At 43.9% G+C, this 20,941-nt stretch carries 15 protein-coding genes; 7 read left to right on the top strand and 8 right to left on the bottom strand.

Features of this window, described 5'->3' with window-relative positions:
• Window positions 1-51: 51 nt before the first annotated feature.
• The 4 genes from F6K53_RS11105 to F6K53_RS11090 all read right to left on the bottom strand — a co-directional run bounded on the left by F6K53_RS11105 (window position 52) and on the right by F6K53_RS11090 (window position 4,274).
• On the bottom strand, window positions 52-678 hold the full coding sequence (locus F6K53_RS11105; protein ID WP_293066785.1) for a DUF6232 family protein: 627 nt from the start codon (window positions 676-678) through the stop codon (window positions 52-54).
• 1,186 nt (window positions 679-1,864) lie between these two features.
• Complete coding sequence (locus tag F6K53_RS11100) at window positions 1,865-2,038, bottom strand: hypothetical protein (protein WP_293066788.1); 174 nt, start codon at window positions 2,036-2,038, stop codon at window positions 1,865-1,867.
• 483 nt (window positions 2,039-2,521) lie between these two features.
• A complete protein-coding gene (locus F6K53_RS11095; RefSeq protein ID WP_293066791.1) occupies window positions 2,522-2,911 on the bottom strand; it encodes a hypothetical protein in 390 nt (129 codons plus the stop codon).
• A gap of 481 nt (window positions 2,912-3,392) precedes the next feature.
• Entirely contained in the window at window positions 3,393-4,274 is an 882-nt protein-coding gene (locus F6K53_RS11090) for a 4-hydroxybenzoate solanesyltransferase (protein ID WP_293066794.1), read from the bottom strand.
• Between the two features lie 174 nt (window positions 4,275-4,448).
• On the opposite strand from F6K53_RS11090, the gene F6K53_RS11085 reads away from it, so the two are divergent.
• Window positions 4,449-6,104 carry a Ppx/GppA phosphatase family protein gene (locus F6K53_RS11085; protein WP_293066797.1) on the top strand — a complete coding sequence of 552 codons (1,656 nt, stop codon included), beginning with the start codon at window positions 4,449-4,451 and terminating at the stop codon, window positions 6,102-6,104.
• A gap of 345 nt (window positions 6,105-6,449) precedes the next feature.
• Here F6K53_RS11085 and F6K53_RS11080 read toward each other — a convergent pair whose 3' ends face one another.
• Window positions 6,450-6,686, bottom strand: a complete 237-nt coding sequence (locus F6K53_RS11080) for a hypothetical protein (protein WP_293051407.1) — start codon at window positions 6,684-6,686, stop codon at window positions 6,450-6,452.
• A gap of 487 nt (window positions 6,687-7,173) precedes the next feature.
• Between F6K53_RS11080 and F6K53_RS11075 the strand changes: the two genes are divergently transcribed.
• Both F6K53_RS11075 and psbA read left to right on the top strand, forming a co-directional pair.
• Window positions 7,174-8,562 (top strand): GH1 family beta-glucosidase, encoded by a 1,389-nt coding sequence (locus tag F6K53_RS11075; RefSeq protein ID WP_293066802.1) that lies wholly within the window; start codon window positions 7,174-7,176, stop codon window positions 8,560-8,562.
• A gap of 348 nt (window positions 8,563-8,910) precedes the next feature.
• Window positions 8,911-9,990 carry a photosystem II q(b) protein gene (gene psbA, locus F6K53_RS11070; RefSeq protein ID WP_271968296.1) on the top strand — a complete coding sequence of 360 codons (1,080 nt, stop codon included), beginning with the start codon at window positions 8,911-8,913 and terminating at the stop codon, window positions 9,988-9,990.
• Window positions 9,991-10,145: 155 nt separating this feature from the next.
• Here psbA and F6K53_RS11065 read toward each other — a convergent pair whose 3' ends face one another.
• Together F6K53_RS11065 and F6K53_RS11060 are read right to left on the bottom strand one after the other, a co-directional pair.
• A complete protein-coding gene (locus F6K53_RS11065; protein ID WP_293028711.1) occupies window positions 10,146-10,538 on the bottom strand; it encodes a hypothetical protein in 393 nt (130 codons plus the stop codon).
• 1,221 nt (window positions 10,539-11,759) lie between these two features.
• Window positions 11,760-14,504 carry a tetratricopeptide repeat protein gene (locus F6K53_RS11060; RefSeq protein WP_293066194.1) on the bottom strand — a complete coding sequence of 915 codons (2,745 nt, stop codon included), beginning with the start codon at window positions 14,502-14,504 and terminating at the stop codon, window positions 11,760-11,762.
• 60 nt (window positions 14,505-14,564) lie between these two features.
• Between F6K53_RS11060 and F6K53_RS11055 the strand changes: the two genes are divergently transcribed.
• The 3 genes from F6K53_RS11055 (at window position 14,565) to F6K53_RS11045 (ending at window position 18,558) form a co-directional block, all read left to right on the top strand.
• Window positions 14,565-15,539 (top strand): phosphorylase, encoded by a 975-nt coding sequence (locus F6K53_RS11055; RefSeq protein ID WP_293066197.1) that lies wholly within the window; start codon window positions 14,565-14,567, stop codon window positions 15,537-15,539.
• 273 nt (window positions 15,540-15,812) lie between these two features.
• Window positions 15,813-16,928, top strand: a complete 1,116-nt coding sequence (locus F6K53_RS11050; protein WP_293066200.1) for a SpoIID/LytB domain-containing protein — start codon at window positions 15,813-15,815, stop codon at window positions 16,926-16,928.
• Window positions 16,929-17,337: 409 nt separating this feature from the next.
• Window positions 17,338-18,558: an endonuclease/exonuclease/phosphatase family protein gene (locus F6K53_RS11045; RefSeq protein WP_293066203.1), complete on the top strand. Its 1,221-nt coding sequence runs from the start codon at window positions 17,338-17,340 to the stop codon at window positions 18,556-18,558.
• A gap of 125 nt (window positions 18,559-18,683) precedes the next feature.
• Here the strand turns inward: F6K53_RS11045 and F6K53_RS11040 are convergent, their stop codons facing one another.
• The gene (locus F6K53_RS11040) at window positions 18,684-20,039 is read right to left on the bottom strand and encodes a hypothetical protein (RefSeq protein WP_293066206.1); all 1,356 of its coding nucleotides are present in this window, start codon (window positions 20,037-20,039) and stop codon (window positions 18,684-18,686) included.
• Window positions 20,040-20,412: 373 nt separating this feature from the next.
• Between F6K53_RS11040 and F6K53_RS11035 the strand changes: the two genes are divergently transcribed.
• The gene (locus F6K53_RS11035; protein ID WP_075904547.1) at window positions 20,413-20,907 is read left to right on the top strand and encodes an NAD(P)H-quinone oxidoreductase subunit N; all 495 of its coding nucleotides are present in this window, start codon (window positions 20,413-20,415) and stop codon (window positions 20,905-20,907) included.
• The last annotated feature ends 34 nt before the right edge of the window (window positions 20,908-20,941 follow it).

The following is a 20,941-nucleotide window of genomic DNA, read 5'->3' as shown; positions in this document are numbered from 1 at the left end:
GAGCTCCTTAATCCATTGAATAGATTGACAATAATCAGAGTGTGATAATTTTTAAACCCGGCTCACAACATCTCCTTCAACATTACCTGATACATTACCTGATACATTACCTGATACATTACCTGATACATTACCTGATACATTACCTGATACATTACCTGATACTATAGTATAAGCAATATCTCCCATGTCCAAAGTTTCAATTTTATTATTATCAAAGTTATAATTAATAGCTTTGGGTTCATTGCTATTCATCACACCATACAAACTCAAAATAACGTTTTTAATAAATTCTTTATCCCTACTTACTAAAATTTTATTCAGGCCATTATTTGTATAAATAGTCATTCCATATTTTTTTATTTTTTTATTTATAGTTTTCTTAGAGTCATAAATTAACCAAGCTCCAATAGCTATAACTACAATTATGTTTGAAGAAAATCCATACAATACAGTAGCCAAAGCTATTATCATTATAATAAATAAAACAATAGAAAGCTTGGTCATTGGCTTTTTATATGTAGCATTCCTGCTCAAATCAACTAATCCAATACTTGTAATATTATGAATTTGGTACACAACATTACCAAATATTAAACTTTTCCCTCTAATCTTTAAAAAAGATGTTTGAACTTCAGTTTGCTCACTAACGTCATCTGGCAGAAAATTACTCAACATACTTTTTTAATTGAACTCAAAATTATGGCTTGATAAAGATTACTGGCGTTGCTGGATTGAAGTTTTAAAGGGTGCATCTCATTAAACCTGTTTGACCCGTTGGGTGGAACCGGCATCTTGCCGGTTACAATCGGACGCACTGTCCTAACACTGGCTACCGAGAAAATGAGGGCGAACTCGTCCCTAAAGCACCCTACGCAACATTTAGGTGCGACTAGATCCTAGTATTTTTCTAAAGCAACATTTAAGGTGTGCCAGTCCACTACGCAACTACGCACCTTTACAAAAGTGAGATGCACCAAGTTTTAAATGCCTACTAGAGCTGGAATTAATCTGATTTTTGGTTTAGGTATGAATTGGAATTTATTTCTGAGTAAGGCTTTTGTAATTTAGATGCATTGACCCTGTCAATAATTGGTGTACTTTGAAACAAGATTTGCACACTTCAACTACTATAACTATGGAGATTATTTCTTAGTGATTAACTCTATAGACTTCTATTTAGAGTTACCCATACCTATAATCAAATTTTAGGATCATCCAAGACCCTAGACAGTTTCAAGCAGCGTGTTTAACTTGACCACCTGAAAATCAACACCTTTTATAGAATATCAGATCTAACCTTAGCTTGGCAGTACCCTTAAGGGTACTTTTTCTGAGCTGATCATATGATATAATTTATAATTTGTATTACTGGTGCATAAAACTCCTGAAAGTATTACTACGAGAGACATCTCAGTAAAATAGAGCTGACAAGCATAGGGGTGACATGGTATTGCTCAAATTTCCCGTCAACCCCGTACTCGATAGTCAACTGTATACTCAACGGAGCCAATGGATTACCCCCAAGATAAACCCAGGGCTGTTTCATTCTCTATTGTTCGATTCGCTGAACCGACCAAAATGAAACAGCCCTGAGGGTGGTGGCATAATAACAATGGCAATTAATAATCAAAAATTGCCCGTTTTGTAGTGAGTAATAACTTGACACTCCCCGTCCTGGAAGAACGGGGATTCCTAGATCAACGAGCCGCCTTAAACCACTATGTCCCAATCTTTGACGCCGCCAAAAAAGTAGGCAATATCTAAACCAAAAACCCGTCAAGACCAAGAATGTAGTTTAGTTCATAGTAGACCCAGAGGGCGATTCTCACTATAGCGTTTGGCTACTTAATTAGGAAGTGCCTTAAAAAGTCCGTTTCCCTTCCTTTTCGCCTGGTTCCGGTGTGCCCCACCGTACCATTTTTCTCTCAAGTTGTGATTTTCCTGGGTTCACACACCGATTGGTAGTCGTTCGCGTAGCGTGGCCTACGGCCAATGATTGGGTTTTTAAGGAGGATTTTCCCTGCCCTGGGAGCATTACTTCTTTCAGGTCGATAAGTTACGGGTCTCTCTCCCGGCTCAGCCTGCGGTTTTTCAGCCTGTACTCATACTACCTACTAGTATACTCTGGCGCTAGAAAAGTGTCAATTAAAAAGCCGTCCTAGAAGGACGGGGCTTTAAACCCAAAATTTTTGGTAAGCATATGCGCTACGCGCACGCTGCGCGAACAGCCGTCAGCCGTCAGCCAAAGGCTCACGCTACGCGAACAGCTTAAAATAAACCCAGCGTAGCGTGCGCAATGCGCAAACGGTCAAATTTAATAGTTCGAGATTAATGAGAATTGAAAGTCTGGGTAAAAGCTGATCAGGAGACGTAACTCAGCATTATTCGAATGCTTACCTGTTTTATTCTTAACGGTTTCCTCCTCAACCCTGCCCATAGCGCATCAGCTGATAGCTGATAGCTGTTCGCGTAGCGTGCGCGTAGCGCTTAAGCTGATAGCTGATAGCTTACCTAATCACTAATTCTCCGCTTCACAGGACTTAATCAGTTTATTGAAATCTTCAGGAGGTTCCGCACCACCAGTAATTTCCAGACCAATACTTAGAAACTCTTCATAGGGGTATTTTTCTTGTATTTTATCAATGGTACACTGACAAAAAGCCTGAGCCTCTGAGCCCTTAGTGCCAACACATTGCCCCATGTAAAAATTGACAAACTCAGGTGTATAACCAATCTCAGCGTTTTGGAGGATAGTCTCAGCCTCTTCAGGAATAGTCAATGGTTTTTGAGGAATAGTCTCAGCCTCTTCAGGGATAGTTTCAGTTTCTTGGGAATAACCCACCGTTGGGCTGACGAGAGCAAACAAACAGGCACTGATAATTGATAGCTGGTATCGTTTGATGTTCATGCTTTTAACCTCTACAGAAAATAGCAGATTCGGACTATTTTAACAATTGCACACTATTAGGTTTCCCATCTTTTCTCTGAAAGAAACATTAGGCAAAAATATTGCATGCAAAAGGCAAAACAGCTCATTAACAATTAAAAATTAACTGTTTTTAATTAACAATTAACTGTTAGCAATTTTTAAAATACTAAGAGACTAGCCAAGAAACACAATACCAGCTTTTAGCTTGTAGGGTAGGCCAAAAAAGTTTGGTTTTGTTGAGTATTCTAGATTAGATTAACTTAAGTGGCTAGTTATCAGTAGCTAGTTAAAAAAATACCTCAAAATCCCTTCCACACACCAAAGCTTAGTATCACTAGATACTCAATTCTCGATTATTGCTATCAAGAGCTAATCTTTCTAAGAATAACTAGCAACTTTCTTGAGATTACTTCGCCCACCCCACTTTAATTGAATTGGTATTTTTTTTTGACGCAAGTCCCTAATGACTACCAATAATCATCCCCGCCAGTAGCAAAAAGCCAATCCAGACATTTTGGCGAAAAATCTCTCCATAGACAGATGTGGGATGATTGGGCTTTCGTAGTCTAGTATAGTGCCAAATCCAGACTACTGTCGCTATCACTAGGGTTAACCAAAAGCCCAGTTGGAGATCCATCACAACCCCGAGGCCAGCAAGCAAGCTAGCAGTACCAGCAAAGAACACACCTACGGCATCAGCAGCATACTTACCGAAAAACAAGGCACTAGAGCGCACCCCAATCCTCTGGTCATCCTCCCGGTCTGGCATGGCATAGACTGTGTCAAATCCCAATGCCCAAAGTACCGTTGCTCCCCAGAGTAACCAGGTAGCTGGTTCTAGAGTAGTAGTAATGGCACTCCAACTAATCAGTACAGCAAAACCCCAAGCAATTGCCATAACCAGTTGCGGTACAGCAAACACTCGCTTGGCAGATGGGTAAAACACAATTACTGGTACAGCGGCCACGCAAAGCCCAAAGGTGAAAGGATTAAGATACAGAGCAATCACCCCAGCGCAGACCATAGCAACTAAGGCAACTACTACGCCAACTTTGACCGATAGGGCTTTGGATGCCAAAGGGCGTGAGCGAGTTCGCGCCACTTGGGAATCAATATTGTGATCCCAAACGTCATTAATTACACAGCCAGCAGCACTGGTGGCTAAGCTTCCAAGAATAATCACCGCAACCAGGGGAATGGGTGGTTTCCCTTGGGCTGCTAAAAAAACTGCCCACAGTGCTGGCACCATTAAAATGAATCGTCCAGTTGGCTTATCCCATCGCAACAGTCGCATAATGGCTAGCCAGGTGGGTATGGGATTGGGGTTTGGCTGGGTAAGCATAGCAGGAATGGTTACTTGTTTGTTGGTAATTTTGTTTGTAGGTAATTTTCCGCATTGTTCCCTCGAATCAGAGGAATTTCACTATAGGAGATAGTGCCTATTTTTTGTTATTCTCCTTAAAGATATCGTTATTCATAGGTTTCGGGCTGATATATGTAAGCAGGATACATCAATATGGTTAACTCACTGACCCAAGACATTTTCCTACATGTTTCCACTCCTGACAAAGAGCAAGAGCGCATTATTGCTGCAATCGATATTGGTACCAATTCCATTCACATGGTGGTGGTGCGAATTGATCCCAAACTCCCGGCATTCACGATTATTGGTAAAGAAAAGGACACGGTCAGGTTAGGAAATTGCAACCCCCGGACCGGTGAGTTGACCCCCGAAGCCATGGATAGAGCGATCGCAACTCTACAACGCTGCAAGGAAATGGCAGCCAGCCTCAATGCTGAAAACATCGTTGCTGTAGCAACCAGTGCTGTGCGGGAAGCTCCAAATGGCCAGGCTTTTTTACATCAGGTATATACAGAATTGGGTTTATTGGTCAACCTAATTTCTGGTCAGGAGGAAGCACGACGCATCTACCTAGGTGTGTTGTCAGCTATGGAATTCAACAACCAGCCCCATATCATTATTGATATTGGTGGTGGTTCAACGGAATTGATCCTCGGGGATCGTCATAACCCCCGTTCCCTAAGTAGCACAAAGATAGGAGCCGTTCGTCTTACAAAGGAGTTTGTCACTACAGACCCGATCAGCCAAAGTGAGTTTCTCTATTTGCAAGCCTATGTCAGGGGAATGTTAGAGCGAGCTGTTGACGACATCCAGGGTAACTTGAAACTCAGTGAACAGCCTCGTTTAGTGGGGACATCTGGCACTATTGAGACCCTAGCCAAGATGCACGCCTATGAGAATCTGGGTATGTTACCTAATCCCCTAACGGGTTATGAGCTGACTCGTCAAGATTTGGAAAAAATGCTCAAGCGCTTAGCTGCTATGAGTTTGGCTGAACGCTCAACCCTGCCAGAGATGTCCGAGAGGCGTTCAGAAATTATTGTTGCTGGGGCAATCATTTTATTAGAAGCTATGAAGCTTCTGGGAATGGAGTCGATCGTAATTTGTGGACAATCACTCCGGGAAGGCTTAATCGTTGACTGGATGCTCACCCATGGCTTGATTGAAGACCGACTACGCTACCAAGATGAGGTCAGGGAAAGGAGTGTGCTCGCAGTGGCCGGGAAATATCAGGTCAACCTGGACTATAGTCAGCGGGTGGCTAACTTTGCCCTGAGCTTATTTGACCAAACCCAAGGAAAACTGCACAATTGGGGAACACAGGCACGGGAATTACTTTGGGCAGCAGCAATTTTACACAACTGTGGGGTGTATATTAGTCATTCGGCCCACCACAAGCATTCTTATTACTTAATTCGCAATGCTGAACTGTTGGGCTTTCTGGAGCCAGAAATTGAAATCATTGCTAATCTGGCTCGTTACCATCGCAAGAGTCCTCCCAAGAAAAAGCATGAGAATTACAATAATCTGGCCAATCAAGAGCATCGCCTGTTGGTGAGTCAGCTTAGTGCTTTGTTACGGTTAGCTATTGCTTTAGACCGTAGACATATTGGTGCAATTCGGCAAGTTAAGTCGGATTATCGATCCGATGATAAAGCACTTCATCTAGATCTAGTGCCAGCTTTTGCTAATGATGATTGTGCTTTGGAACTGTGGAATTTGGATTATAAAAAATCGGTATTTGAAGAGGAATTTGGAGTTAAAGTGGTGGCGAGTTTGGCATCCAAGACTAGCCTGGCCGCTTATTAAGGCTAAGGCTTCAGCTCTGGGCTCTGAGCTATTGATATAGCTGAAGGATCACAAAAAGATTGACAGATCAAGCCTTCCAGTAGCAAGTTTTCTGTCAATCTTTATCAATTTCAGTTACACGATTTTGCTTTTACCTAATCGTTAGCCAGAAAAATCCGCTGATAAAACTAGCAATTTATCGGCTAACTGTTATCAATCTATCAACGCCGAAAAGGTCTTGGAGTTCGTTTCCCTTCCTAAACCATTAGGATAATTTCCGTACAGATATAAATAATAGATAATTTCAATCTCAACCATATCCCCAATACCTCAGGGGAATTTTAACGAATTTGATTACGATTCTACTTAGTTATCATTCAGATTTTGGTAGCGGGCGCAGGCGTAGAGGTCAAATAATGCTCCGACTAGGCTACAGGTAAAGGCAATCACTAATACTCCCTGAATTGGGGATCCGTTACCAAAAATAGTCAGAAATTTCAATAGCTCAGTTGTGGCAGTAAGACCAAACCCTGTCAAGCCAGGAATGTATCCTATTATACCAAAAACTGCCAGTAAACCAATAACTAGTGCCACTGGAGCCATAAAGCTCAGAAGGATTGTTATTACCAAAGAACGGAGAAAGTTTGGCAAAATGCTCATAAAATTTAACCGCATAAGCAGGTGAGTTAAAAGCCAGAGCCAAAGTATGACTTGGCACTTTCTACCATAGGCGAAATCCCTGTCGATAACCGAAAATGTCAAAAATCTTAAATTTTCATTAAAAATCTTGGTAAAGGTCTGTGAATCTGGATCATAAAGCCGGGTTGTTGGTGGCTTCTCTTTTGGGCTACCGGTAGTCGGTTAAATTGATCGGCCTCAAGGTCCCTGCCTTGATATATCAGTGATTTCGGCTCAGTGGCAGGGGACTTCCAACCCTAAAAGACCCTACCCAATTCCTGAGAAGCTGTGGATCAAAAGTTATCATTCCTGTTAAGATTCTTCGTTGATTGCGGATAGGTTAACTCGTCCCACCACTAAAGTAGGTGGGATGATCTAGTACGTAACTCCCTGTCTTAATAACAAAGCACTAATGACTAACGGCGATCGAATCAGTTACCAATTCCCAGACAACTTCTTATGGGGAGTAGCCACCGCTTCCTATCAGATTGAAGGAGCAGTAAGTGAAGGAGGACGTAAACCTAGTGTGTGGGATACCTTCAGTGCTACCCCTGGAAAAATACTTAACGATGATACCGGTGCGGTCGCTTGTGACCACTACCATCGCTACAAAGAAGATATAGAGCTGATGGTCAAACTAGGGATCAAGGATTATCGCTTTAGCATTGCTTGGCCTCGGATTATTCCTGACGGGCGTGGGAAAGTCAATCAGGAAGGGGTTGATTTCTATAAGCGCTTGGTGGATTGCTTGTTAGATCATGGCATTACTCCCCATGCCACTCTATTTCATTGGGACTCTCCCCAAGCCCTAGAAGACAAATACAAGTCTTGGCTTTCTCGCCAGATGGCCTTTGACTTTGCGGATTATGTTACTGCTGTGGTCACTCAATTAGGCGATCGCATTACTAATTGGATGACCATTAATGAGATCATGTGTTTTACTCACTTAGGCTATGGGTTTGAGCACGACCCGATCCATGCTCCGGGTAGGCGTGTTACATCCATCAAACAGGTATGGCAAACCTCCCATCATGCCCTTTTAGCTCATGGTTTGGGCTGTCAAGCCATCCGTAGTGCTTCCCGGGTTCCCTGTTCTATAGCCTTAGTGGATAACTTGTCCGTCACGGTGCCAATCAATGAGTCACCGTACCATGTGGCAGCAGCAAAAAAGGCATTCCCTTTATGTGGGCAAAATGGCGGTATCATTATCCCTGCTCTGACTGGTGCTTATAGTCCTGAATTACTTGAGGTGTTAGGAGACAATGCCCCAGACATCGGACCATGTGACCTACAAATTATTCATCAGCCTCTGGATGGGATTTGTCTTAATATTTACACTGGTACCTATGTCCGGGCTGCTGACAATCCACAGGGGTACGAGTTCCTTGGTATGCCCAAAGGCTACCCTCGCATGAATCTGCCTTGGCTGAATATCCTACCAGATTCCATTTATTGGGGGATTCGTCATGTCAGTGAAACCCTGGGGCGACAGGATTTGCCGATGTTTATCACTGAGAATGGCTGTGCGGCACAGGATGAATTGAATGGTAGGGGTGAGGTGATTGATACGGACAGGATTATGTACCTCCGAGAGTACCTCAAAGCAGCCCATCGCGCTGTTAGTGAAGGTTATCCTCTTAATGGTTATTTCCTCTGGAGTATGATCGATAACTTTGAGTGGTATTGGGGATATGATCGGCGCTTTGGGATTACTTATATTGATTACCCAACCCAACAGCGTATTCCTAAAGCTAGTTTTGAGTGGTATTCCCAGTGTATTCAAAATAATCGGGTGGTTTGATCATTAATCAAATAAACCTCAAAAAACCCTATCGGTATAGTGGTAATCCGTTAGTGTAACCCTAGGGAGAGGGTTAAGGAGTAAGTCCTAGTAGCGATCGCAAAGGTCACTCTTTGCGATCGCTATTTTTGTATGGCGATTTTTGTTTTACCCATTCACATTACTATCTTTTTGTCAATACTCAGCTAATATAAGTCTTACTTATTTACATTATTTAATAATATTAGGGGTAATTACTCGAAAACCCCTTTACAAAAATAAATATATTGCTTAATATAAATACATGAAGGCGCACACAAGCCGGACGAACCTCGAAAAGTTCATATTCATACCCGCAATCATAAGAACATGACTACTGTATTACAGCAGAGCAACACCTCTGTGTGGTCTCAGTTCTGCAATTGGGTCACCTCCACCAACAACCGCCTCTATGTAGGCTGGTTCGGTGTCTTAATGATCCCAACTTTGCTTGCTGCTACCACCTGCTTCATCATTGCTTTCATCGCTGCTCCTCCTGTGGACATCGATGGTATCCGCGAGCCCGTTGCTGGCTCCCTGATGTATGGAAACAACATCATCTCTGGTGCTGTTGTTCCTTCTTCTAACGCCATTGGCCTACACTTCTACCCGATCTGGGAAGCTGCTTCTCTAGATGAGTGGCTTTACAACGGTGGTCCTTACCAGTTGGTAGTGTTCCACTTCCTGATTGGTGTATTTGCCTACATGGGTCGTGAGTGGGAACTGAGCTACCGCTTAGGTATGCGTCCTTGGATCTGCGTCGCTTACAGCGCACCCGTTGCAGCTGCTAGCGCCGTATTCTTGATCTACCCAATTGGACAAGGTTCTTTCTCCGATGGTATGCCTCTAGGTATCAGCGGAACCTTCAACTTCATGTTCGTGTTCCAAGCTGAGCACAACATCCTGATGCACCCCTTCCACATGCTAGGTGTAGCCGGTGTATTCGGTGGTTCCTTGTTCAGTGCAATGCACGGTTCTTTGGTAACCTCCTCCTTAGTACGTGAGACTACTGAAACTGAGTCTCAGAACTATGGTTACAAGTTCGGTCAAGAGGAAGAAACTTACAACATCGTTGCAGCTCACGGCTACTTCGGTCGTTTAATCTTCCAATACGCTTCCTTCAACAACAGCCGTTCCTTGCACTTCTTCTTGGGTGCATGGCCTGTAATCGGCATCTGGTTTACTGCACTGGGCATCAGCACCATGGCATTTAACCTGAATGGCTTCAACTTCAACCAGAGCATCATTGACTCACAAGGTCACGTGATCAACACCTGGGCTGATGTACTAAACCGCGCCAACCTAGGTTTCGAGGTAATGCACGAGCGTAACGCTCACAACTTCCCTCTAGACCTAGCTGCGGCTGAAGCTACTCCTGTAGCTTTGACTGCTCCAGTGATCAACGGTTAATTTCAACTTGGTTTAATCTACTTGATTAACACAAAGCGCTCTCCAGACGGGGAGCGCTTTTTTGTTTAATTATTGCAATCTAGGGGGAAATGATATTACCTAGTCTTTGGTATCTTTTCCCCTAGGCTTTACCCATTAACAGAGGGGTCTCTCTATTAACAAGATGGATCGATGGGAAAGGTGGTGTTATTGCCTCCCCATTGATGAAGGTGTGTGCAATAAACATCCTCAGGTACGATCCCTCCAGGATTTGGATTTTGCTCGCACCAAGCTTGAGCGTCACCAGATGGATAGGTAGTGTTCGTGCCTATATACTTGTGTAAGTGGACACAGAATGTGGCTTGGACCAGATCGAAATCACTGGGTTGGCAATTCAGGGGATATGTTGTATTCGCTCCTGTAAATTGGTGCAGATGGGAACAGAAACGATTCATGCTCACCTCTGCCGAAGCACTAGAGACAGAAATGGTCAACGTGCATACCAAGAGCAGAGCGCTTAAAACGATGGCTTTCAGGCCGTTGATTGCCCAATTTTTTAAGATATTCATCTTCGGTTTCGTGTCCTTTTATTTACTAACATTGAGAGTGTCTTGATCCACCAGAGGGTGTTTACTCTTGAGTTGCGATCACTATTTAAAGATCCTCTGAAAATCTGTCTTCAAAAGAGCTTTCATGATCATTAACGCCAAAAATGGATAGCTAACTAGCATGTGTCACCCATCGCAGCCTGTTAAAAAAAACTGCTGTCGGGTGTCATGTAACCCTTATTTAGGCTTACAAATTTAAATCTACTACAGATTTTTAGGTAGTCAAGATTTTTCTACCGAAAACGAAAATTCCTTATGGTCCTAGAACTTTGTATCAGACTTTACTAATTGACAAACAGTTTAAAACATGCATTGGTCAGTGACCATGGCATTGACCCTTTTTGTGTCTATCCTTGGCTAGGCTTGGGTTCAACAGGAAATCTCAACAGGGCGAAAGGAAGAAGTTTGTATAGCGTTTATAAATAGGTCATGAACAATCTTACTGATTTTTAAGAAGACCAAAAAATCCTCCAAACTCTTTCCTACTGCTCCGAAGTCCGAAGTCCGAAGTCCCAATTCCTAACAATCCTATGTTCACAACTCAAATATAAACGCTATATCAGAGTTGACAGATTGACAAAGAATTCAAAACATGTATTGGTCAGGGGTGATGGGATAGACCCTTTGGGGTGAGGGGTGTGGGGTCTGAGATTTGAATAAAATAAGCATTCAGCTGTCAGCCTTTGGCTCACGGCTGACAGCTGAACGCGCACGCGTGCGCGTAGCGCATATGCTTACGTTGCCTTTAATAAAACTTAATATAAAATTGTCGATAACTTTATAAAAAATTTAAATTTGTCTGTGGTAACTGGGTTTACTATCAACAGAAAAATACTATCAAGGGCGATAGCATCGATATATAGCACTTCTGATCACAAGTTAGGTGCCCTTGACCTTGGCGAATTAAATTCGCCACGGGTCGCACCTGAGGTACACACAACTTTTTCCCTGTTCCCTACTCCCTACTCCCTACTCCCTACTCCCTACTCCCTACTCCCTACTCCCTACTCCCTACTCCCTACTCCCTACTCCCTACTCCCTACTCCCTACTCCCTACTCCCTACTCCCTACTCCCTACTCCNCTATTCCGTTGGTGATATTGTTGTGTATAACGATTGTGTTGCTATTGACCGAAACCAAGATAGATCTAAACCACTGGTGCAACTGGGCAACAAGGCTAATTTAGTCAATAGCCATAGAGCGCCAATTACCAGAAGGAATAAAACTCGCCCAATAAATGGGATGCTGATACTGTGGACTTCCTAGCATTTGCAACTGAACCCTCCGCAAAGCCTCAGAACGCCCTTGGTTATCCTTCAATCCTTGATAATAAGACACCATTAGATACTTCGTAGCCTCATCATTCACGTTCCACAAACTAATGACTTGGCTTTCTGACCCAGCAATCACTAAAGCTCGACGCAATCCATATATTCCTTCTCCAGCACTGATATTGCCTAAACCTGTATTACATGCTGATAACACCACTAGCTTTGTACCTGATAAATTTAATCCGGTTGCTTCTAAGGCTGTAAAGATGCCATCTTCATGATCATTTTCTCGCTTGTTGTCCTTAATTCCTGCTAATGCTAACCATGACTGAAGTAAAGCATTATCCCCATTAGTAAACTCTTCCTTTTCAGGTCTTTCTTGGAAGAAACCATGGGTAGCGATATGTAGTATTCTGGGACGAGTAACCTGTTTCAATGCTGCTTCATTAGCGTGAGCACCCAACAAGGGCTCTACACCCAGCATCTTTGCGATCGCATTTACTTCCTCAAGAGCACCAGGTAAAGGCGATAAGCCCCACTCGGAAGGATTAAAGTCACGTAAGCTGCGGGTTGCTACTATCTGGTTTTCTTCCCCAAGGGCAGTAGTTTGAGCGGAATTATCAAAGTCTGGTGCTCCCAAAAGTACTGGTTGGGTAAGCTTGGGATTAGGATTGGATAATCTCAGTAAATCCCTACCGGAGGTGAGGTAGGTAAAACCATAGCTTTCTACTAAATACCGGTTGTCTTCATCTACTAAAGCTTCAAAGGGGATGAGGTTGAGGAAGCTGTCTGGAGACAATAAAATCCTGCGGCTATTTCCCAACAAAGGACGAACTTTCGCCATCAGTTTCTCATCCATTTTACGGGCTGCTTCTTTTACCTTAGGGATGGGAAGATATACAGTTTGAAGGGATAATTCAAGTATCTCCCACAGAGGTTTAAAAGCATCTACTTCCCCTAAATCAATGCCTTGGGGTGCGCCTTTAGAAGGGAGTACATAGGCGGCATAACGGGGATTACCAAAACTACCCTTTTGGGGATTTAAGGGTTTGTACTCTACAAATTCTACCAGTGCCGTATCTTCAGGAATCAGTTGTTGAATAGTTTCGATGGTGACTGGTTGATTGATTTGGGCAAATTCACGACTGCGCCTACTAATTTTTACGACTAGTTCCTGTTCCTGATTCCTTAGTTTATTGAGTTGATTACGATATTCTTCAAGGGGAAGATTCTCTGGTCGGTTGTAGGTAAGGTTAGCAAGTTGGGTGCGAGTATTGTTGAGTCGGTCTAGTAATTTTTGGCTTTGGAAATCTAAGCGTTTACGCAACAGTTGCTGACTATGGGTCAAGAAATCGAGTAAGCGACCTTTGCGACGCAGGATAGTTGTTAACGCTAGACCAGCTGCTCTTTCATTATCGGGATCTGAGTTTAGGTGTAGAGAAATGGCTCTATCTCTTGTGCCAGAGATAGTTTTCATGTACTCTCGTTTTTGCTTTTCAGCACCAGCGACGAGATTACGTTCTAGATTAAGTTCTTGGATGTCTAATCCCGCTTCGAGAAACTCTAGGGCTTGCTGAATGTTTCCTTGACTGTGATGTAAACCAGCGAGATTATTGAGGCTGCTTGCCACTAATGGGTGTTCCTCCCCCAGCAACCGTCTCAACATCTCCAAGGATTGGGTATACAAGGGTTCCGCCTGTTGGTATCTTCCCATTAAGTGGTAGAGTAAAGCTAGATTATTGAGGCTTAATGCCACAGATGGGTGTTGGTTCCTCAGCAACCGTCTGTTCATCTCCAAGGCTTGGGTATACAAGGGTTCCGCCTGTTGGTACCTTCCCATGGATTGGTAGAGTAAAGCCAGATTATTGAGGCTTAATGCCACAGATGGGTGGTCGGGTCCCAGCAACCGTCTCGTCATGGCCAAGGCTTGGGTATACAAGGGTTCAGCCTGTTGGTACCTTCCCATGGAAGAGTAGAGCAAAGCCAGATTATTGAGGCTTAATGCCACATTAGGGTGTTCCTCCCCCAGCAACCGTCTCGTCATGGCCAAGGCTTGGGTATACAAGGGTTCAGCCTGTTGGTACCTTCCCATGGAAGAGTAGAGCAAAGCCAGATTATTCAGGCTGGTTGCCACAGATGGGTGTTCCTCTCCCAGCAACTTTCTGTCCATCTGCAAGGCTTGGGTATACAAGGGTTCAGCCTGTTGGTACCTTCCCATGGAATAGTAGAGTGCCGCCAGATTATTCAGGCTGGTTGCCACATCAGGGTGTTGATCTCCCAGCAACCGTCTCCTCATCTCCAAGGCTTCGGTTAACAAGGGTTCCGCCTGTTGGTACCTTCCCATTTCACGATAGAGTGCCGCCAGATGATTGAGGCTGGTTGCCACATCTGCGTGTTCTTCCCCGAGCACTTGCTGTCGAATTCTCAAAGCTTCCTGGGCAAGGGGAATCGCTTCCGAGTATTTCCCTTGCTCATTAAGATCAATAACTTGCTGAGTCAGTTGCTTAGCTTTGGTTAGTTGTGCTTGTGCTGATTCCTGTTGTTGGGCAATGGTAGTTTGTCCCACTGTGGGCTGGGGCGTAACTAGTCCTACTGAGAGCAAACTAACTAGAGCTGTTACCCAAATTGTTGGCCGTTTTGGTTTATTTAAATTCATAGAAGCACCTACACAGAAATTAATTACCTGTTCCCTTTTCCCTATTCCCTTTCCTAAAGTATGAACCTTTCCCAACTAACTATTCCGATCACGATCATTCTTGTTCCTCAAGGAGCAGAATATCAAGCAATTTGTCGAGGAATCAAGCAGATTACTGGTCGTCCATTACCTCTGATTCTATCTATTCCGATGGGAGCAGAGCCTGTAACTCAGTATCTAGAAACATGGTTACAAACTACAACAAATTTGCCCGAGCACTCCCAACCTAAAGTACTGCTGATGGGATTGTGTGGCAGCTTATCTCCTAACTATTCCGTTGGTGATATTGTTGTGTATAACGATTGTGTTGCTATTGACCCAAACCAAAATAGACCTCAACCACTGGTGCAACAGTGCTGCAGCCAACTGACTAGCTTAGTTCACGAGAAACTGGCTGAAAAGACTAATAGCGTTGCTGATTCTGGGTATGATTGTGCCCCCCTAGCCCCCCAATTCTGGGGGGAACAAAACTCTAAAAGTCCCCCAAAGTTGGGGGATTTAGGGGGCTTGAGAAAAACCAAACCTACGCGCATTCATACTTCAATGGGGGAACAAAACTCTCAAAGTCCCCCAGAATTGGGGGATTTAGGGGGCTTGAGCAAAACCAAACCTACGCGCATTCATACTTCAACTCAGCAACGCCAAGCTAATTTAGTGAGGGGATTGAGTAGCGATCGCATAATTTCCTCTAGCGTAGAAAAGCGTCAACTCGGTCAGAGCTACCAAGCTGATGTAGTCGATATGGAAGGATTTGCTACCCTATCGGTACTTAATCCCAAGGGATTTGCTGTAGCAATGGTAAGAGTGATTAGTGATGATAGCTACTACAATATCCCAGACCTTACCCCAGCGATTAGTGCTGATGGATCACTGAAACCCTTGCCCTTAGCCATGGGTATGCTAAAGCAACCAATAGCAGCTACCAGACTAATTCGAGGTTCCCTACAAGGGTTGAAAGTATTACAGCAACTAAGTATTAGACTTTTTGGTGAATAAAATGAAATCAACGATTAGTTGTTTGACCCGGTGGTGCGGTGTGGAACGGGCATCTTGCCCGTGGTGTGTTACTAGCATCTTGCCCGTGGTGTGTTACTAGCATCTTGCCGGTGGGTGGAACGGGCATCTTGCCCGTTACAATTGGCCGCTAATTGGAACAACTCAGAGTAAGATCGAATCGCTGTTAATCAGGACAAAAAGATTCCTCTTCGTATAAGTAATCAGTAACTAGTAAATATGGCATCAAAAGGCTTTCCCATCTTTATTGTAACTATGCTCAAGTCAATAATTGTTCTAGGAGGGCGTCATTGGTGGCTCTCTTTTTTATTGTGGATGGTTCTCATTGCACCAGTTCAGGCAGCGGTAGAACTGCGGATAGCGGTTGAGCAAGGTGTTAAACAGGTAACCTTGGGGAGTTCCACCACAGCCATTGTCCGAGATGGGACAGGTCAAGCCGTGGGAGACTTAAAAGCCATGGCAGGTATGACTGCGGAAACTAACGGTAGTGGAATTAAGTTAGGTCAGTGGCAAGGGAAATCCCTCTGGATTGAACCGAAAGACAATGGTTATGTTTGGATAGGCGATCGCTGGTATCGGGGACGCACTCGACTGGTTAGTTCTGACAATAAGTTAACAGCGGTCAACCATGTTGATTTAGAACACTATCTCTATAGCGTGATTGGCGCAGAAATGAGTCCCAGTTGGCCGATAGAAGCCTTGAAAGCCCAAGCAGTAGCAGCTCGTTCCTATGTGCTCCATCAACGGAACAAATCCAAGAGCGATATCTATGATATAGGGGATACCCAGCGTTGGCAAGTTTACAAAGGTCTAAATAGCGAAACAGCCAGCACTCATCAAGCGGTTAATGCCACAGCGGGACAGATCATGACGTATGGTAATAAAGTGATTCTCGCTGTTTTCCATGCTGCGTCTGGAGGACATACAGAAAATGTAGAAGATATTTGGTGGAGTGAACCCATTCCTTATCTACAGGGTGTACCTGATTACGATCAGGGCACACCAGTCTACCAGTGGACAAAAAGCTTTTCTGCTAGTCAACTGAGCCAGAAGATTCCTGGTGTTGGTAATATTATCGCCATGACCCCAGTGGAAAGGACACCCCGAGGCAGGGTGATCACTCTTAAAGTAGAAGGCAGTAGCAATACAAAGACTATTAAAGGCAAGGAATTACGCAAAATCCTAGGTCTGAAAAGTAGGCTGTTTACCGTGTCTAAAACCGAAAATGGTTTCCAATTCAACGGTCGTGGTTATGGTCACGGATTGGGGTTAAGTCAGTGGGGAGCCTACAACTTATCCCGTCGGGGATTGAATTACCTACAAATTTTGAGTCACTATTACTCTAGTGCTCAACTAGCTCAGATTGATTGATATCAAATAGCAAAGGGAACAGGGAACAGGGAATAGGGAACAGGGAACAGGGAGTAGGGAGTAGGGAGTAGGGAGTAGGGAGTAGGGAGTAGGGAGTAGGGAGTAGGGAGTAGGGCTAGTTTGAAGTAAGTTGTTGTAGCTTTAAATTGCCTATTTCCAAATTAGTAAAAAATCTGAAAACCCTGCTCCCTATCGGGTGCATCTCATGTTTGCTGTTTGACCCGGTGGGTGGAACGGGCATCTTGCCCGTGGGTGGAACGGGGCGGGCTTTACCAACCCTGGCTACGAGGCGGAAAATAACGGCGAGCCCCCCCTGAAGCACCACTAGCAACTGTTCCCTGTTCCCTGTTCCCTGTTCCCTCTTACAGACTGTTTATTTAGCATAACAAGTACGGTAGAGGCAAAGTTGATGACTAACTCGACTTCTAATCCATTAGTTAAGGTATTAAACAACTGGATTTTATCGTTATTCATTATCTTAACTAGTCTTGTCACATTACTCTCTGTAACTAGCTATTTTTTTAGAGATAACGTATACTTAGAATTCACAACTAATTTTAAACATCAATATCTGGTATTAGGGGTATTACCATTAATTTATTTTGCCCTAACTCGCCGCAAATTTTGGGTGATAGTCACGTTATTTTGCTTAATGATTAACTTGACAGAAATCCTTCCTTGGTATATCCCTAAAATCAGCTTTGGGGCTTCCGGTGAACCCATGCGTCTGTTTCTGTTCAATGTCTCGTTTTCCAATAAGCGTGCTGATGCTATTGCCTTGGTGAAAGAAGAAAACCCGACGATTGCCGCTTTTTTAGAAACCAAAGACCCTTGGCCTGAAGAATTAGAAGAGTTAAGAGAGTTTTTACCCTATACTATCAGTATTCCAGAACTTCAGATTGAAGTATACAGTCGTTTACCATTACAAGAATCAGAAATTCTGGAATACGGAAAATATCGTGGTCTGGTCAAATTAGATTTAAAGATTGCTGGTGCCGACGCTTCAGTCATTGTTACTCACTCCTATCCACAATTTTATTTTGGGAAGCCAGGGGATTTTGGCGTTGCTGATTATGGGTATGATTTTGCCCCCCTAGCCCCCCAATTTTGGGGGGAACAAAACTATCAAAGTCCCCCAAAGTTGGGGGATTTAGGGGGCTTGACCAAAACCAAACAATCGCGCATTCATACTTCAATTCAGCAACGCCAGCAAGAGGATTTGGAAAAGCAACGTTGGCAGTGGCGCAATCAAGATTTAGAAGAGGAGATTGGGAATTATATAAAACAAATTGAAAAACCAGTTGTGCTAATTGGTGATTTAAACGTTACGATGTGGTCACCCTATTATAAACGTCTAATTGAAAGTTCGGGATTGCGTGACGCTCGTGCTGGGTTTGGGATTTTACCAACCCTATCACAATTTTCACCAGCCAATCCTTGGTTAGCTATTCCTGTAGACCACTGTTTAGTCAGTCGAGATGTTAAGGTGATCAAGATGAGAACTGGCCCTGATCTTGGTTCATATCATCTCCCGGTCATTACTGATATAGCGCTACGCGCAAGTCAGAAGTCAGAAGTCAGAAGTCAGAAGTCAGAAGTCAGAAGTCAGAAGTCAGAAGTCAGATTTTGAATCAAACAGGTAACCATTTGTTGAATCTGAGTCAAGTGAAAGCGTCGAAGGCTGTTCCACAAAGCTGATAGCTGACCGCTGACCACTGACAGCTGACAGCTGACGGCTAAATGCTTACTAATTAGTTAATCAAGATTGTGAGTAGATCCCAACTCTAAGCGCTGTTCCCACTCGGCATCAATTTGATCTTTCCGTTCTATATCCTGATCCAATAAATCCTTCTCACTGCTATAAACCAAATTGTCTTCCCCAATCACATTTTGATCGGCAAACTGTTGCGCATAGGCAATCTTGTTCTGTAAAGCTTCATCCGGCTGATTAAGTGCGATCGCATTTTCCTGCCGTGCTTGATTCTGAGCTTCAATGTGCTTCTTTTTCCGCTGAACCCAGAAATATCGAAGCAACGGTATAGTCAAGAATCCTACGCCATAAACCAATAACAGAGGGTAAATTAGCTCCACAAATAGTACAAATCCTCCTAGCTGTTCAGCAATCTCACCCCCCTGCAACAGGGAACCCAGGACTAATGCTAAAACAAAGTTTACACTCCCTAACCCAATCGCCAGCATAATCTGGTTACTGCTGGCCTGAGAAAACTGCCACAACTTGGCACGAAGATAAGCTGGCACCGGTTGTTGATTCTGTTTGGCAGCAGTTGTCTGCAATTTAGGGAAGTGATAGACAATATCCCCTGATGGGCTAACTTCCGGGCGTCCGTCGAATCGGATTAGCACGGGTAACATATAGTCTTCCGACTCCCGCTGATAGCTTTCCCCAAGGTCATCAAGATAGGGAGCAATCTGTTGAGCTGCCACAGCCCCTCCGGAATTACGAATTACAGCACCAATGGTTTTCCAGCGACGTTCTTCTAAATCACTATTGGGATTGCCATCACCAAACAGAAAGGAGAAGACAGCCTCTAAAAAATTCATCTCACTGTCTCCTCGGTCCGAACGGGATTTTCGCCGTCTCGAGCGAGCATTACTGTGGGAGTATGATGGGTTGAACCACCAAAACAGATCCGGTCCAATCCATAAACGGGGCAAAAACAGGATTCCGCCGCCACCACCAGAACGACTTCCTCCTCCGCCTCCTCCGTCAGAATCATTGTCACTGCCAGCTTTGAGGCTTAGAACAATAAATGCGATCGCAACAATCATCAACACAATGGAAAGCAGAAGGAAAATCCCGAAGGAAATCCGAATCAGGTAGAATAAAACAGCCCAAACCTTTTCCCACCATGCTTGCAACTGTAGCTTTAAGGACTTGTTGCGGAGAATAGCGCGAAAGTTTTTGGGAAACAGATAAGCAATATCCCCTGACTCGGCCACTTGTAAATGTCCACCTACTTCCGAGGCCAGGACAAGTAAACCTTGCTCGGCTTGATGGATGTTTAAACCCACTTGGGCAGCAACATCCCCAACAGTGACGCGGTAGTCTAGCTGCTCAACAGCTTTCATGATGGTGGGATTGGGAGCCATAATTATGTTTTCTAATACTTAGTTGCGCTCAAAGATAATAGCTTTATAAAACAGAAAGGTCGGATATGTCGGACATCACAGGACCGGAAAACATACTATGTATCCATGGGATACGATGAATGCCATGTGCTAGATCTATGTAAATTTGCCTCCTATCTCAAGTATAATTTTTTTCAGTTTGGCCATTCTGATCAGGTTTTTTTATACTGAAATCCTTATTGATTGTTGATAACCGGTCATATTTGTGCTGCTGTTGTGCCAAGCCGCGATATCGTGCTCTGTTTCCAGCACCTTCGAGGGAAGTTGCCAACAGTCCTTTATAATAGGAGGCTGACAGGAGTTCACAAAACTTAAACCAGAAGCAGAGGTAGCAATGGCACTGATCACCACCGGCAAGTCATTCATCCGGGCACTAGAAAAGTCTGGTGCATTGGCAGTTTATGCACCATTAGAAGGTGGGTTTGAAGGTCGTTATCAGCGGCGTTTGCGAGCTGCTGGCTATACCACCGTTTCCATTACTGCCAAAGGACTAGGAGATCCAGCCGCTTATCTAACTGGAATTCACGGTGTTCGCCCTCCTCATCTGGGCAAGAAAAATATGGGTAAATCATCTGCAGTCGGTGATGTTTACTACCTGCCACCCTTGGTCACCTACCAACTGTCAGCCCTATCTCCCAAATCTAAAGGGTTGGTGCTGTGGATTATTGAAGGAATTATTCTATCTAGTCAAGAAGTTGACTATCTAACCACATTGCCCCAGCAAGAACCACGAGTAAAAGTAATCCTAGAGATGGGAGGAGATCGTGCTTTCCGTTGGCAACCCCTCAAAGAGACTTTGCCGGGACTCGTTTCTGTAGCCAATTTATAGTCTCGGTATAGCTCTGTAAGCATTCAGCGGTCAG

The sequence above is a fragment of the Moorena sp. SIO4A1 genome (assembly GCF_010672065.1).
Lineage (GTDB): Bacteria > Cyanobacteriota > Cyanobacteriia > Cyanobacteriales > Coleofasciculaceae > Moorena.
Note: the sequence above shows the minus strand (reverse complement) of the source record. Positions and strands in the feature narration are given on the sequence as shown.

Excerpts from the sequence above, each read along its gene's own strand:
- F6K53_RS11105 (WP_293066785.1), bottom strand. The coding sequence starts at position 678 with ATGTTGAGTAATTTTCTGCCAGATGACGTTAGTGAGCAAACTGAAGTT.
- F6K53_RS11100 (WP_293066788.1), bottom strand. The coding sequence starts at position 2,038 with ATGCTCCCAGGGCAGGGAAAATCCTCCTTAAAAACCCAATCATTGGCC.
- F6K53_RS11095 (WP_293066791.1), bottom strand. The coding sequence starts at position 2,911 with ATGAACATCAAACGATACCAGCTATCAATTATCAGTGCCTGTTTGTTT.
- F6K53_RS11090 (WP_293066794.1), bottom strand. The coding sequence starts at position 4,274 with ATGCTTACCCAGCCAAACCCCAATCCCATACCCACCTGGCTAGCCATT.
- F6K53_RS11085 (WP_293066797.1), top strand. The coding sequence starts at position 4,449 with ATGGTTAACTCACTGACCCAAGACATTTTCCTACATGTTTCCACTCCT.
- F6K53_RS11080 (WP_293051407.1), bottom strand. The coding sequence starts at position 6,686 with ATGGCTCCAGTGGCACTAGTTATTGGTTTACTGGCAGTTTTTGGTATA.
- F6K53_RS11075 (WP_293066802.1), top strand. The coding sequence starts at position 7,174 with ATGACTAACGGCGATCGAATCAGTTACCAATTCCCAGACAACTTCTTA.
- psbA (WP_271968296.1), top strand. The coding sequence starts at position 8,911 with ATGACTACTGTATTACAGCAGAGCAACACCTCTGTGTGGTCTCAGTTC.
- F6K53_RS11065 (WP_293028711.1), bottom strand. The coding sequence starts at position 10,538 with ATGAATATCTTAAAAAATTGGGCAATCAACGGCCTGAAAGCCATCGTT.
- F6K53_RS11060 (WP_293066194.1), bottom strand. The coding sequence starts at position 14,504 with ATGAATTTAAATAAACCAAAACGGCCAACAATTTGGGTAACAGCTCTA.
- F6K53_RS11055 (WP_293066197.1), top strand. The coding sequence starts at position 14,565 with ATGAACCTTTCCCAACTAACTATTCCGATCACGATCATTCTTGTTCCT.
- F6K53_RS11050 (WP_293066200.1), top strand. The coding sequence starts at position 15,813 with ATGCTCAAGTCAATAATTGTTCTAGGAGGGCGTCATTGGTGGCTCTCT.
- F6K53_RS11045 (WP_293066203.1), top strand. The coding sequence starts at position 17,338 with ATGACTAACTCGACTTCTAATCCATTAGTTAAGGTATTAAACAACTGG.
- F6K53_RS11040 (WP_293066206.1), bottom strand. The coding sequence starts at position 20,039 with ATGGCTCCCAATCCCACCATCATGAAAGCTGTTGAGCAGCTAGACTAC.
- F6K53_RS11035 (WP_075904547.1), top strand. The coding sequence starts at position 20,413 with ATGGCACTGATCACCACCGGCAAGTCATTCATCCGGGCACTAGAAAAG.